Genomic DNA, 13,836 nt, shown 5'->3' with positions numbered 1-13,836 from the left:
GCACAACATTAGAGCTGGGAATATGGCCTCATGCCGCCTGGACACGGGGAGAATTGCCACATGTCGACCGCGCTCTGGATCATCGTTGCCATGCTCGCTATCGGGACAGTCGCCGGCGGGCTGATGCGACTGCGGGCGTGGTTGCGTAGGCCAGTACCGCCTGAGGTGATCGAGGCCGCGCGTCGCGCTGCCGCCGAGGACGAGCGCCGGCGATGAAGTTGTGAATCCCTTCACCGACGGGGATGGAAACCGTTGGGGCGAGGTATAAGGCGAGGTGTAATACGACGAGCTTTACTGGTAACCCGCCATATTCGATTCCGCCGTATTCTTGCCGGGGCGCAAGATGGAGTCAGGGTCGGTCCGACCGCCGGCTGCGCAGACTCAGCGTTACATGTAACATACTGGCATGGCAGTGCGGGAAAGGGTCAGTGAGTACCGGCGGCGGATGCGCGAGCGGGGCCTGCGACCGCTGCAGGTCTGGGTGCCTGATGTGCGCACTGAGAGTTTTGCCGCCGAGGCGCATCGTCAGGCTTCGTTGGTCGCACGAGCGGACGAAAACGCCGATGACCAGGACTTCATTGAGGCCATCTCGACGCCATGGGACGAGGAGTGAACAGGGGGGAGGTCTGGACCGTAGCGGGGGGTGTGTACGCGACCAAACCGCGTCCAGCAGTGATTGTTCAGGACGATCTCTTTGATGCCACGAGTTCAGTGACCGTTGCTCCGATGTCCAGCACGCTGTTGGATGCGCCGTTGATGCGCATCCGGATAGCCGGCGGAGACGGACTGTTGTCCGGACTTGAGCACGACAGTGACGTCATGATCGACAAGCTCACAACCGTCAAAAGATCGAGTGTCCACGCCCGAGTCGGTCGGTTGACCGCTGAACAACTCGTCGAGGTCGAGCGAGCGATGATGGCATTCCTCGGCCTTGCGCGGTAGGCGAGAGCCGTTGCCCGACAGTGCAATACGGCGTACTTCAGTTGACATAATGTACGTTATCGGCGTTAAACCAATACGAGTGGCGCTTGCAGTGCATGGCTTTTCGTTCGAGTTGTGTCCGTGAGATCCGACCAGTTGTGCGGGGCTGCGATCTTCAGCGTCGGTAAACATCCGCGCGATGATCGACACGCTGAATCAGCACCAGTGAGCAAACCTCGTCGATCCGGTACAACAGGCGGTACGGTCCGCGCCGGGCGCTATACAGCCCGGTCAGTTCGCGCCGGAGCGGCTTGCCAACGCGGTGCGGTTCATGTGCCAGGTCGCCGAACGCGAACTCAATCACGGCCGAGAGCACCCGCGGCGGCAGCTTGCGCAGGTCGCGTCGCGCGGTGCCGGTGAACCTAACCGTGTAACCCATCGGCTACGTTAGCCGGCACGCCGAGGTGCACCGAATTCGGTGCGAATTTCGTCCTCGCCGTACGTGCGCCCAGCGTCAATATCGGCGTCGGCCTCAGCAATCGATTCCTGGATCCTGGGCTGGGAAAGCCAATAGAGCGTCTCCTGCAGCGATTCCCACTCGTCGGCGCCGACGAGCACCGCCGCCGGTGCACCGTTCTTGGTGATCGTGATCTGATCCTGCGTGTGGGCGACCGCATCGACGTACTCGTTGAGCTTGTCCTTCATCTTCGAGATGGCCACTATCCGCATGTCACTTATATTAGCCGAAATCACGGCCGAGGATCGGCTTGAATTAAAGCCTATGTTCCTCGCGCCGCCACCCGCGGCAACCCGCACCTGTCGAGCACTCACCGGCACCAGCAAACTGTTGCGAGTTGCATCAGATGAATGTGCTCGCGCCCGTGATGATTGGTGCGCACTTCTCGGCACTGGTCCGACGTCTCCGGTCGCGAACGAGCCGCTGCGGTAGGTTGACGCATCCTGCAATCGCTTAGCGAATAATTCGGTGTTCGGTGAAATCATGAGCGAGCCCCGGCCGCCTGGCGCCGTAGCCGGCAGTCCCATCACCCGCGCCACCCTGCCGCAGGGCCGCCCGTAATACGTCACGGTGACGAATCATGTAGGCGTGGCGGGCTTTTGAAGCTGCGGCTTTGGTCGATAGTCAAGACGATGTCGGATACTTGCCCTCAGATCACCTGTCGAGCACGCACCGGTACCGGCGTTGCGCCTGCCTGATATACGTCACGGCGACGAACTGTTCGGGTGTCGCCCCACGGCCAACTGTGCGGTGACGAGTTATCTTCCCCGCGTGCGGCTTCCGAAGAACAGGAAGCCGCACTCCGAAGATCCGCCGACATCGTTCTGGCGCTGCGGATCAGTCCGGGGTAGCCAACTGCGCCAGCACCTGCTTGTGCATCCCGGCGTCGAAAGCCACCAGTCGCACCTCGTCGACGCGAGTGTCGACGGCGGCAATGGTGTCGATGGCGGCGGCGATGGCGTCGTGCTCCGGCCAGCCGTAGGCGCCGGCGCTGATGAGCGGAAAGGCGATGACTCGCGCGCCGAGTTCGTCGGCAACCTCCAACGCCCGTCGGTAGCAGGACTCCAGCAGTGAACGGTCTGTCTGGCCGGCGTTGAAATTCGGGCCGACCGTGTGAATGACCCACCGGGCAGGCAGGTCGCCTGCGGTCGTCCATCCTGCGTCACCGGTGGCCAGTCCGTTGGGGAACTTGTTGATGCAGTCGCGCAGAATGGCGGCGCCACCGGCGCGATGGATCGCGCCATCCGCGCCGCCACCGCCGCGCATAGCGGTGTTGGCTGGGTTGACTACGGCGTCGACTTGCTGCTCGGTGATGTCGCCGTGGACCGCGGTGATTGTTGGCACGCTGCTCAGTATGCCTGCGTGAGCGTGACGGGTCGCCGCGATCCGCTCCATATCGCGGCCAACCCGTCATGCTCAGCGTCGTCGACGCTGCAGCGCCACCGCTTTACCGCTGCGGCGGCGGCGGCGCTACCGGCTGACATGCATTGGCGCCCGGGTTCCACCAGTTGCCAGGACCGCAATTGGGCGGCGCTGACGGCTGGCAGGCATTGGCACCCGGGTTCCAGAAGTTGCCCGGTCCGCAATCAGGCGGTTGAGCCGAGCCAACGCTGGGCGCTACCGCTGCCACATACACGCCCGGTGCGAACGCCACGGCCGCGGCGCATGCCATGCGAAAAACGAACTTTCCCATGATTGCCTCCCCTCGGAAGTGTCCAGATCCCCGATCTGGATGTCGATTCATTAGCACTACCCCCTCCGGCGGAGGCGCAATCACGAATTCCACCGGGTGCGGCGGGACACTGATACGTCACGGTGACGAATTGAAGCCCCGAAGCAGGGCACGTGACAGTCGCTGTGCGGCACGCTGGGCACGCCACCATGGCGCCGTGTGAAACGATGGACGGGTTGATTTCGCTCGATGCAAGAGGACTCGCGGTCACCAGCCATGACACCTTCTCGCCCGGTATCGGCCACCGGTGTTAGCGCGGTACCCGGCGATGACACCGGCATCGCGTTGCCGGTCGATCCCGAAGAGATGTTGAGCCGTGGGAGCGGATTTCTCACCCGCGCGCTGCGCGGGTACGGAACTCTGGCGGCCGACAGTGCGGTAGCGAACATCACCGATTTCGCGGAGGTCGGCGGCGGAAGCACCGGCCGCAAGGCCCGGCTGTCGATCGAGTACGCCGGTTGTGATCCCCAGCTGCCCACCGAACTGTTCGTGAAGTTCTCCCGCGACCTCGATGACCCCGTTCGCGATGTCGGCAGAACCCAGATGAAGGCCGAGGTTCGCTTTGCCGAGTTGGCGCGCACACCCGGATTTCCGATCACCGTGCCGGCCACACTGTTCGCCGACTATCACGGCGAGTCCGGCACCGGGCTGCTGATCAGCGAGCGGATCATGTTTGGTGACAACGGAATCGAACAACAACACCACAAGTGCCTGGACTATGAGATGCCCGATCCGCTGGATCACTACCGGGCCATGACGGTCTCGCTGGCCAGGCTGGCCGGCTGGCACCGTAGCGGTGCCGCCGGCGGTGCGATCGACGCCTTCCCCGTCGATCTTCAGGCGGCCACCGTCGGTGAGCGGCGTCCGCTCAGCGAAAACAGATTGGCGCGGCAGCTGGCACGCCTCACCGACTTCACCAGCACCCATCCCGGGCTGTTCCCGGCCGGGGTCCGCGCCTCGCACTTCCTGTCCGACTTCGCCGAGCAGGTACCGATGATCGTTCAGGCCGAAGCGGCGGTGTGGCGGCACCTGGCAGCTGATCCGAACCACATCGCGCTGTGCCATTGGAACGCCAACGTCGATAACGCGTGGTTCTGGCGTGACGCCGACGATGTTCTGCAGTGCGGCTTGATGGACTGGGGATGCGTCAGTCAGATGAATGTGGCGATGGCGCTGTGGGGTGCGATGTCGGCGGCCGAGATCACCTTATGGAATGAACATTTCGATGCACTGGTGACGCTGTTCGTCACCGAGTTGGCCGCAGCCGGTGGCCCGCTGATCGACCCGGGCGAACTGACCCGCCAGGTCCTGATCTATGCGGGCATCATGGGGGTCAGCTGGCTGCTTGACGTGCCGGCACTGATCTCCTCTCGCCTGGGCGAATCAGCCCGGGCGATGACCAGGTACGACGCACCAATCAAACACGACGAAAGCGTCCGCGCCCCGCTGCAGATGTTGGTCAACGTGCTCAACCTGTGGCAGACGCGTGAAATCGGCGCACTGCTGGCCGGCCTTTGACCGCCCACGCTGGACGGCGGATCACCCGACCGCGGGCACATCCACCAGGCCGGTGAACCCGCTGGGATCGTGCGGCCCGATCGCCAGTTGCTCGAGCACCCCGATCCCGGTCCGCTCCCCCCATCGCGCCCGCATCACCTGCTGGACGTGGATGTTGTCCAGTGCGAGGTTGTCGAGCTCGGCGACCGGGGTCTGCTCGCCGCCGACGGCCAGCTCCTCGTGCCACCGGCCGTGCGACCACCGTGGATGGAAATATCCTGCGCCCTTCATCCGGAAGGTCAGCAACGGCTGTAGCTCAACGCTTTCCGCGGCCTCACCGCGGCGGAAGTCCAGGCGCGCCCCCCGAGAGCGGCGCAGCCCGGGCGCCCAATCGATGGTGTGGCTGATATCGAGGTGCTCCACTCGGTCCTGGGGGCCGTAGACCGGATCACCGGGCCGCAGAATGGGCAACACGGCTCCGCTTTGAGCCCACGATGCCCCGGTCTGATCTTCGAAGGTCAGGTAGTGCAACGCGACGTCGTCGAAATTCAACGGGGCCCAGAGAAAAAATATCTGGCCCGCCGACGGTTCGGGCGCCGCCGACGCCGGCAGCCCCACCGGACGCAGACCCCAGGAGCGGTCCTTGGTGCCGTAGACGGTCTGGGTGTCGAAGTCATTGGTGGCGCCATCGACGGTCACCGATCCCGACCACCGGCCCAGCTGGGAGGCACGGGTCATGTCGATGGCCAACCGCGTGCCCACATAACGGGTCTGGCGCGGTTCCTCGTAACCGGCGGTGCGCGCCGTGAACGTCATATCGGCGCCCAGCCCGTACTCGGGCGCGTCGACGACAACACGGCTGATGCGCATCGGTTCGACGATCTCGATTCTGATGGGCCCGATCGCCGTCCGGGTCCGATCCAACGGCGCACGGCCCGAGGCGAACACCGAGCGCTGCACCCCGTCGCTGACCACACTGAGTGCGGCGTCGATGACGCCTCGATTTGGGTAGATACCCAGTGCCACAGCGAAATAGAAGTCTTCGGTGTAGCCGTTGAACCAGAACCTGTCGTAGTGGTCGGGGTTGCCGTCGCCGGCGTGTGCCAGCGCCACCGGTGTCTGATGGACGGGGTAGTCGTCGAACGGTGTCAACACGGCGGTGTCCTAGCCGTCCAGCAGTGCCTCGGTGTCCAGATCACTGATCTGCGCACAGGCCCGGCGAATCATCGTCAGGAACATCTGGTCGCCACGCTCGGTGCGTTCGACCAGCATGGCGGCCGGCGCCAGGAAGAACACCGCGTAGGCTGCCTGGCGTCGATAGTCGTTCCAGCACTGCGTCCAGTCGTAGCCGGACACGCCCGCGGCGGTCAGCGCGTCGAAGTAGCAGCGGACCAGTTCCTGCTCGTGGGCCGCCCGCAGTTCCGGATCCAGTGCGGTGCCCAGCAGGAACGCCACATCGATCAATCCGTTGCCCCGGTCGATGGTCTGCCAATCGACTACCGCCACCGGCACCTCGCCGCCCTTGGCGTCGAAGAGCATGTTGTCGGTTCGGAAGTCGCCGTGTACGACGGTGACCGGGCCTTGCGGTTCGGCGGGTTGTTGCGCGTGGACGCTGAGCCGGCGCATCCGCCCGGTGATGTCGGGTCCCAGTTCGGCGGCGTAGCGCTCGCAGAACTGCTCGATCAACAGCGGAACGACCTCGGCGAGGATATCGGCTGTGTTGCGGCCGTGGTTGAGCCAGTCGTGGTTGTCGAACTCCGAGCGACCCCAGAACGGCGCGTGCAATGCCGCCGCCTGAGCCAGCGCGCAGCGGGCGTGCTCGACGGTGAATCCGCTGAGCTGGTCGACCGCGGCCACCGGCGTCATGTTCTCCAGCAGCAACACGAACTGGCCTGTGGTGGGGTCGATGTCACTGTAGAGGTAGCCCGGTGTCGCCACGGTGGTCCGGTCGCGCAGGTGCTGGTAGAAGCGCACCTCACGTTCGTAGAGTCGCTGCATAACGGCGGCCTGGCGGCTGTTGGGGTCCTCGGCCGGTAGTTTGGCCACCACACTGGCCGGCCCGTCCGAATCGGCGCGGTCGTAGCTGAGGGCGAACACCAAGGTGTCCGCGACCTGGCCGGTGCCGATCGGCGCGGCGGTCACGGCGGTCACCGTGGCATCGGTTAGGGCCCCGCAGTGTCGCAGTACCTGGGTGAACCATTCTGCGCTCATGTCGTGGCGGTCGACGAGCGGCGGAGGAAGCGCGACGGTGCTCACAGCTAGCACCATAACCGCAGGACTGTCCCGGTCACAGCTCAACCGGTGCCGCCGGCGGCATCAATCGCCCGGTAGATCCGCTGCTGACTCACCGGACGCGGAGTGCCGAGCTGTTGCGCCCACAGGCTGACGCGCAGTTCTTCGATCTGCCAACCGATGTCGCGCACATCGGCGGCGGTGCGGCGAGCCGGGGTCAAGCCGGCGAGCAGTTCCTCATAAGCGTCCTGCACGGCGTGTACCTGGGCCATCCGCTGCCGGTCGGCGCTGCCGGCGTGCGGCAGCTGGTCCAGGCGCCGCCGGATCGCGGCCAGATAGCGGGTGAGGTCGGCCAGTCGTGCGCGACCCGTGGCGGTGACGAAGCCGGGCGCCAACAGCCGGTGCACCTGGTCGCGAATATCGGTGACGGCGTCGCGATGGGCAGCCGGCGGCTGCGCGGGCACCAGCAGATCGACGTCGCGCGCGGCGGCGAGCAGCTTCTCGACACGCCGCAGGATGTCCTGCGTCGTTGTCATCAGGGCTTCGCCCACCGCGGCCCGCAGCGTGGCGAACGCCTCGCGCGTCCACACCGGACCGTTCATCAGCGACTCGACCGCCGCGTCGGTGCAGTCATCGAGCAGGGCGGTCAGTGACCCGTCCGGATTGGCCTTCAGCGCCAACCGGGTGCCCGCATCCAGCTGCCGCTCGATCGCTTTGACCGGAGATGGGACGCAGCAGCGCAGCAGCCGCCTGATGCCGGCCGTCATGGCCGCAGCCTGTTCGCCCGCGGTGGCGAAGACTCGTAGGTCGGTGGCGGCTCCGGTGTCGACGAACGCCGGATAGCCGCGGACCACGCGCCCGTCCACCACGTGTTCGACCACCCGCGGCAATTCCTCGAGGTCGGCGGGCCAGTCGCGCAGTCCGCTCCGCTGCAGCTCACCGGCGACCACTCCGGCAACGGCGTCCCGCGCCGACGCGGCGAAGCGCTCCTGCAGGGCGCCCAGGTTCTCCCCGCGTGCCAACTCCGAGCCGTCGGCAGCTTCAACGCTGAACGTCACCCGCAGATGGGCGGGCAGCCTGGTCAGATCGAACGACTCGATCGGCACCAGGACACCGGTACGCCGGCGCAGCTCGCGTTGCAGCGCGACCAGCAGCGAGCCGCTGTCGGGATCGAGCGCCGGCAGCACCGCGCGGGCGGTGTCGGGAGCGGGCACGAAGTTCCGCCGCAGCTCCTTCGGCAACGAGCGGATCAGCGCGGTCACCAACTCCTCGCGCAGCGCCGGCACCTGCCAGGTGAAGGCGTCACCGCCGAGCCGGGCCAGCACGTCGATCGGCACGTGCACCGTGACACCGTCGTCGGCGGCGTCGGGCTCGAACCGGTAGCTCAGCGGCAGACTGGCATCACCGGTCTGCCAGCTGTCGGGCCGGCCGGCGACAACCTCGCTATCGGCACGCAGTAGGTCGTCACGGCGCAACGTCAACAGGTCCGGGGTCTGACGCCGTTGCTTCTTCCACCAGCCGTCGAAGTGCCGGGCGGAGACGACATCGGCCGGTATCCGGGCATCATAGAACGCGTAGATCTCGTCGTCGTCGACGATCAGATCGCGACGGCGGGCCCGGTCCTGCAACTCGTCGAGCTCGGCGCGCAGCCGCGCATTGTCGGCCGAGAAACCGTGGCGGCTCTGCCAGTCGTCCTCCACCAGCGCGTGCCGGATGAACAGCTCGCGCGCCAGGGCCGGCTCGACCCGGGAATAGCCGACCCGGCGCCGCGCCACCAGCGGCAAGCCGTACAGCGTCACCCGTTCGTAGGCCAGTACCTCACCGCGCTGCGCATCCCAGTGCGGTTCGCTGTAGCTGCGCTGCACCAACTCCCCCGCCACCCGCTCGATGACGTCGGGCTGGATGCGCGCCGCGGTGCGGCCGTAGAGCCGGCTGGTCTCAACCAGCTCGGCCACCACCACCCACCGCGGTGGTCGTTTGGCCAGCACCGATCCGGGCGCCAACACGAACCGGGAGTTGCGCGCCCCCAGATAGTCGCGCCCGTCCACGCGGCGCATACCCACGTGCGACAGCAACCCGGCCAGCAGTGCCGCGTGTACCCGGGCCCGGCCGGCCGGCTCGTCGACATCGACCCCGGATTCATCCAGGCCCAGATCCCGCGCGACGCTGCGCAGCTGCCCCACCAGATCCTGCCACTCGCGGATGCGCAGATAATGCAGGAACTCGTTCCGGCACATCCTCCGGAACGCACTGCCGCTCAGCGCCTTTCGCTGTTCATTGAGATACCGCCACAGATTCAGGTAGGACATGAAGTCCGATTCGTCATCGGCAAAGCGGGCGTGCTGGGCGCGGGCGGCCTCCTGCCGGTCGGTGGGGCGTTCCCGCGGATCGGGGATCGTCAGCGCCGCCGCTACCACCAACACCTCGCGCACACACCCCTCGGCGCCGGCCGCCAGGATCATCCGGCCCAGCCGCGGGTCGACGGGCAGTCGGGCCAACCGGCGACCCAGATCGGTGATCTGCCCGTGCGCGTCGAACGCGCCGAGTTCGACCAGCAGCGCCACCCCGTCGCGGATGCTGCGCGCATCCGGTGGATCCAGAAACGGGAAGTCCGCCACCTCGCCGAGTCGCAGCGCCGCCATCTGCAGCAGCACCGCGGCGAGATTGGTGCGCAGCACCTCCGGGTTGGTGTAGGCCGGCCGGGCCTCGAAGTCGGCCTGCGAGTACAGCCGGATACACACCCCCGGGGCGGTGCGTCCACAGCGTCCGGACCGCTGGGCGGCCGACGCCTGCGAGATCGGCTCGATCGGCAGCCGCTGCACCTTCAATCGCCTGCTGTAGCGCGAGATGCGGGCGTTGCCCGGGTCGATGACATAGCGGATGCCGGGTACGGTGAGCGAGGTCTCGGCCACATTGGTGGCCAGGACCACGCGCCGGGTGATGTTCGATGCGGCCCGCCGGTTGAACACCTTCTGTTGTTCGGCGGTCGGCAGCCGGGCATACAGCGGCAATACCTCAAGGGGGTGGCCGCCCGGACGCAGTCCTTGCAATGCGTCGGCGGTATCGCGGATTTCGCGTTCACCGGATAAAAAAACCAGGATGTCGCCGGGCGGCTCCGCCGTGAGCTCCCCGATCGCGTCGACGATCGCCTCGATCTCGTCGCGCGTCTCGGTGCGTACGATCTCCTGATCGGGATCGTCAGGATCATCGGCTGCGTTCGTCGTGACCGCGATTTCCAGTGGGCGGTAACGGATCTCCACCGGATAGGTCCGGCCGGACACCTCGATGATGGGGGCCCCGTCCCCGAAGTGCGCCGCGAAGCGCTGCGGCTCGATGGTCGCCGAGGTGATGATCAGTTTCAGGTCGGGTCGCCGGGGCAGCAGCTGTCGCAGGTAGCCGAGCAGGAAGTCGATGTTGAGGCTGCGTTCGTGGGCCTCGTCGAGAATCACTGTGTCGTAGCGCAGCAACCGCCGATCCCGCTGGATCTCGGCGAGCAGGATTCCGTCGGTCATCAGCTTGACCAGGGTGCGGTCACTGACTCGGTCGGTGAAACGCACGCTGTATCCGACGGCGTCGCCGAGCGGCACCGACAGTTCGTCGGCGATGCGCTGGCCGACCGTGCGTGCGGCGAGCCGGCGCGGCTGGGTGTGGCCGATCATGCCGCGGATGCCCCGGCCGATCTCGAGGCAGATCTTGGGGAGCTGCGTCGTCTTGCCCGACCCGGTTGCCCCGGCCACCACCACCACTTGGTGCGCCCGGATCGCCTCGGCGATCTCGTCGCGCCGGTCGCTGACCGGCAGGTCGGGATAGCTGATCGCCGGTACGGCGGCTCGCCGTGCGGCGACGACTGCTTCGGCGGCGGTGAGCTGCTCGCCCAGTTGCCGCAGCTGCTGCGGCCGGCCATCACGCAGCTGCTTGAGGCGCCTGCCGAAATGCGCGGCGTCGCGAATGGTCAGCCCGTCGAGCCGGCTGCGCAAGGCTGCTACGGAGGGCTCGGGCACTCCGCCGAGGATAGAGGTCGTGAGACCGCCGACCACCGACCAACCGTCGGTACCGGTCAGTACCGATCCGGCGCGGGAGTCGGGGCGGCCGCGCATTTGTTGACTCAAGTCAGTCAACCTGGTTACCGTCCATCATCCGGGCCCCCGAATTGAACGGACTGAGGATGCGCAGAGTAGTTCAGTTCTCCACCGGCAACGTCGGACGCCATTCGTTGTGGGCGATCATCGGCCGGCCGGATCTGGAGCTGGTGGGCGTGCACGCCTCGAGTCCGGACAAGATCGGTCGCGATGCGGCCGAACTCTGCGGCCGCCGTGAACCCACCGGTGTGCTCGCCACCGACGACATCGATGCGCTGCTGGCGCTCGGCGCCGACTGCGTGGTGTACACGGCGCAGGCCGAGACGCGTCCGCTCGAAGCGATCGAACAGCTGGCGGCGTTCTTGTCCGCCGGCGTCAACGTCGTCGCCTCGTCGCTGGTCTGGATGGTCACGCCGCACGAGGCCGACGACTGGCTGCGCGAACCGCTGGCGCAGGCCTGCAAGGCCGGAAACTCCTCCCTCTACGTCAACGGAGTGGATCCCGGGTATTCCGGCGACACCGAGGCGCTGGCGGCCATGAGCTTGGCCACCCGCATCACATCCGTGACGGTGCAAGAGATCTTCGACTACGGCAACTACGACGACTTCGAATTCACCGGAAAGACCATGGGTTTCGGACTGCCCCGCGACAGCGATGCGACGCCGGCACTGTTCTTACCCGGCGTGATCACCTCCATGTGGGGTGGTCCGGTGCGAAATCTTGCCCGACATCTGGGAATCGAGCTGGACGAGGTGCGGCAACGCGCCGATGCCTGGTACGCCACCGATCGCATCGAATGCGCCATGACCACGGTGGAGCCCGGGCAGCTGGCCGCCGCCCGGTTCGCCGTCGAGGGAGTGATCAACGGTGCACCGGTCATCACCATGGAGCACATCACCCGCCTCACTCCGGCGTCGGCGCCCGACTGGGAGTACCCACCGGACGGCCAGATCGGAGTACACCGGGTCGTCGTCGAAGGTGAGCCGCGGGTGGAGATCAACACCGCGCTCTCGCACCCCGCCTACGACCCGACCGACGCCGGCTGTATCTCCACGGCGGCGCGCATCGTCAACGTGATCGACTGGGTCTGTGATGCTCCGGCCGGGCTGATCGCCGTCGAGGACATCCCCCAGGTCGCCATGGTCAAAGGACTGATCTGGTGAGCACCGGCCCGGCGCGCAACCGGGTGTCGGTCGCCGTGCTCAAGGCTGCGGCAGACAGCTGACGAACTTTACAATTTCGCACCAAACTGTCACTCTTGCGGTCGGGCGCGGGGCGGGCGAATCCGCTCGGATAAACCCTGCGGCAATGCATCGACAAGCGAGGAGTCAGCGGGTGGCAGGCAGCGAATTCTCCGGCCGCACCATGGTGGTGTCCGGCGGCAGCCGTGGTATCGGATTGGCGATCGGTTTGGGCGCCGCTCGGTTGGGCGCCAACGTGGTGCTGTTGGCCAAGACCGCCCAACCGCACCCGCGACTGCCCGGCACGGTGCACACCGCCGCGGCCGAGATCGAAGCGGCCGGCGGCAAAGCCCTGGCCGTCGTCGGAGACGTGCGCAGCGAAGAGGACGTGCAGCGCGCCGTCGATGCCGCAGTGGACCGGTTCGGCGGCATCGACGTCTGCGTGAACAACGCCAGCTCGATCGCCACCGAACCGACGGACAAGCTGTCCGCCAAGAAGTTCGACCTGATGCAGGACATCAACGTCCGCGGGACGTTCCTACTGACCAAGGCGTGCCTGCCGCACCTGCAGCGCTCTGCTGCACCGCACGTGTTGACGATCGCTCCCCCGATCAACATGAACCCGTACTGGCTGGGCGTGCATCCGTCCTACACGCTGTCCAAGTACGGCATGACGTTGTTGACCCTGGGCTGGGCTGCTGAATACGCCGACGCCGGCATCGCGGCCAACTGCCTGTGGCCGGAGACCTACATCGCGACATCGGCGGTGGCCAACTCCCCCGACGGCGGCGAGCTGCTGGAGAAGGCACGCAGCCCACAGATCATGGCGGACGCCGCCGTGGCGATCCTGCGCCGCTCGGCCGCAGAAGCCAGCGGACAGTGCTTCATCGATGCCGATGTGCTGGCCGAGGCCGGCGTGACGGATTTCTCGGTTTACGGCGGCGGGCCCGAGCCGCTGATGGATTTCTTCGTCGACCGGCAGCCTCAGCGCAGGTAGACCTCGCTGCCGCTGGGATATCCGCCACCGGTGGTGGTGACGTGGACATGGTCGTAGTGGCCGTAGCCGCCGCGCTGCGCCCCGCCGCCGGGCGTGTAGTACATCCCCCGCCAGATGGCGTCCTGCAGGCCGAACCGATCGGCGTTCTCCATCACGTAGGCCACGATCGCGTCGCCGAGCGCGATGCCGTCGGCGCTGCCGGGGTTGGGGATCATGACATCGAGCGCCAGGCCATTGGGGTGCCAGCGCAAGGCGTCGGCGCGCACACCACCGATCTGGTGAATCTGCGGAAAGGCGTCACTGATGCTGCGGGCGGCCAGGATCGTCTTGACCTGGAGGCCGCGTTCGGAGGCGACGCCGGCGGGCAGAAAGCGCGACACCATCCGCATTCGCGAGGCCGCGGCAACGCCTTCCGGACTGCCCTGCCGCAGGTAATCGGCCGGAGCCGCAACCAACTGCAATCCGCCCGGTGAATCGTCCACAGCAACCACCGGATCGGCGTCTTTCGCGACCGTAGTATTGGCGCTGCCTCCCACAGCAAAGAACATTGCTGCTGGTGCGATGAGCGCAGCCATCCAAACCGATGACCGTTGGCGCTTCCTGGCTAACTCATGTCGGCCCACGGGAAGCCAGGATACGAGAAATTCGGCTAATAGTCACAAATTTATAAACCTCATAAA

13 protein-coding genes are annotated in these 13,836 nt (G+C 66.4%); 6 read left to right on the top strand and 7 right to left on the bottom strand.

What is annotated here, in order from left to right:
- Positions 1-60: 60 nt before the first annotated feature.
- The 3 genes from DQP56_RS03910 to DQP56_RS03900 all read left to right on the top strand — a co-directional run bounded on the left by DQP56_RS03910 (position 61) and on the right by DQP56_RS03900 (position 942).
- The gene (locus DQP56_RS03910) at positions 61-216 is read left to right on the top strand and encodes a hypothetical protein (protein ID WP_112683673.1); all 156 of its coding nucleotides are present in this window, start codon (positions 61-63) and stop codon (positions 214-216) included.
- 190 nt (positions 217-406) lie between these two features.
- Positions 407-613, top strand: coding sequence for an antitoxin MazE-like protein (locus DQP56_RS03905; protein ID WP_112683672.1), 207 nt, complete (start codon positions 407-409; stop codon positions 611-613).
- Positions 610-942 carry a type II toxin-antitoxin system PemK/MazF family toxin gene (locus DQP56_RS03900; RefSeq protein WP_112683671.1) on the top strand — a complete coding sequence of 111 codons (333 nt, stop codon included), beginning with the start codon at positions 610-612 and terminating at the stop codon, positions 940-942. Before DQP56_RS03905 ends, DQP56_RS03900 begins: the two co-directional genes overlap by 4 nt.
- Positions 943-1,096: 154 nt before the next feature.
- Here the strand turns inward: DQP56_RS03900 and DQP56_RS03895 are convergent, their stop codons facing one another.
- From DQP56_RS03895 to DQP56_RS03885, 3 genes are all read right to left on the bottom strand, one after another.
- On the bottom strand, positions 1,097-1,360 hold the full coding sequence (locus DQP56_RS03895; protein ID WP_112683670.1) for a type II toxin-antitoxin system RelE family toxin: 264 nt from the start codon (positions 1,358-1,360) through the stop codon (positions 1,097-1,099).
- An 8-nt stretch (positions 1,361-1,368) separates the two neighbouring features.
- Positions 1,369-1,650: a type II toxin-antitoxin system Phd/YefM family antitoxin gene (locus DQP56_RS03890; RefSeq protein WP_112683669.1), complete on the bottom strand. Its 282-nt coding sequence runs from the start codon at positions 1,648-1,650 to the stop codon at positions 1,369-1,371.
- 625 nt (positions 1,651-2,275) lie between these two features.
- Entirely contained in the window at positions 2,276-2,782 is a 507-nt protein-coding gene (locus DQP56_RS03885) for a macro domain-containing protein (protein WP_112683723.1), read from the bottom strand.
- 604 nt (positions 2,783-3,386) lie between these two features.
- On the opposite strand from DQP56_RS03885, the gene DQP56_RS03880 reads away from it, so the two are divergent.
- A complete protein-coding gene (locus DQP56_RS03880; protein WP_112683668.1) occupies positions 3,387-4,688 on the top strand; it encodes a hypothetical protein in 1,302 nt (433 codons plus the stop codon).
- Between the two features lie 21 nt (positions 4,689-4,709).
- Here DQP56_RS03880 and DQP56_RS03875 read toward each other — a convergent pair whose 3' ends face one another.
- The 3 genes from DQP56_RS03875 to hrpA are packed head-to-tail and all read right to left on the bottom strand — an operon-like array spanning position 4,710 to position 10,900.
- The gene (locus DQP56_RS03875) at positions 4,710-5,822 is read right to left on the bottom strand and encodes an Rv3169 family protein (protein WP_112683667.1); all 1,113 of its coding nucleotides are present in this window, start codon (positions 5,820-5,822) and stop codon (positions 4,710-4,712) included.
- A 9-nt stretch (positions 5,823-5,831) separates the two neighbouring features.
- The gene (locus tag DQP56_RS03870) at positions 5,832-6,923 is read right to left on the bottom strand and encodes a phosphotransferase (RefSeq protein ID WP_165824893.1); all 1,092 of its coding nucleotides are present in this window, start codon (positions 6,921-6,923) and stop codon (positions 5,832-5,834) included.
- A gap of 38 nt (positions 6,924-6,961) precedes the next feature.
- Positions 6,962-10,900: an ATP-dependent RNA helicase HrpA gene (gene hrpA, locus DQP56_RS03865; RefSeq protein ID WP_112683722.1), complete on the bottom strand. Its 3,939-nt coding sequence runs from the start codon at positions 10,898-10,900 to the stop codon at positions 6,962-6,964.
- Positions 10,901-11,064: 164 nt separating this feature from the next.
- Here hrpA and DQP56_RS03860 point away from each other — a divergent pair, with 164 nt between their 5' ends.
- On the top strand, positions 11,065-12,141 hold the full coding sequence (locus DQP56_RS03860) for an NAD(P)H-dependent amine dehydrogenase family protein (protein ID WP_112683665.1): 1,077 nt from the start codon (positions 11,065-11,067) through the stop codon (positions 12,139-12,141).
- A 172-nt stretch (positions 12,142-12,313) separates the two neighbouring features.
- Entirely contained in the window at positions 12,314-13,156 is an 843-nt protein-coding gene (locus tag DQP56_RS03855) for an SDR family oxidoreductase (protein ID WP_286167701.1), read from the top strand.
- On the opposite strand, the gene DQP56_RS03850 is transcribed toward DQP56_RS03855, so the two are convergent.
- Entirely contained in the window at positions 13,144-13,779 is a 636-nt protein-coding gene (locus DQP56_RS03850; RefSeq protein WP_112683663.1) for a VldE C-terminal domain-containing protein, read from the bottom strand. The genes DQP56_RS03855 and DQP56_RS03850 overlap by 13 nt on opposite strands.
- Positions 13,780-13,836 lie beyond the last annotated feature (57 nt).

Origin of the sequence: Mycolicibacter senuensis, assembly GCF_003284925.1 — a bacterium.
GTDB lineage: Bacteria > Actinomycetota > Actinomycetes > Mycobacteriales > Mycobacteriaceae > Mycobacterium > Mycobacterium algericum_A.
Note: the sequence above shows the minus strand (reverse complement) of the source record. Positions and strands in the feature narration are given on the sequence as shown.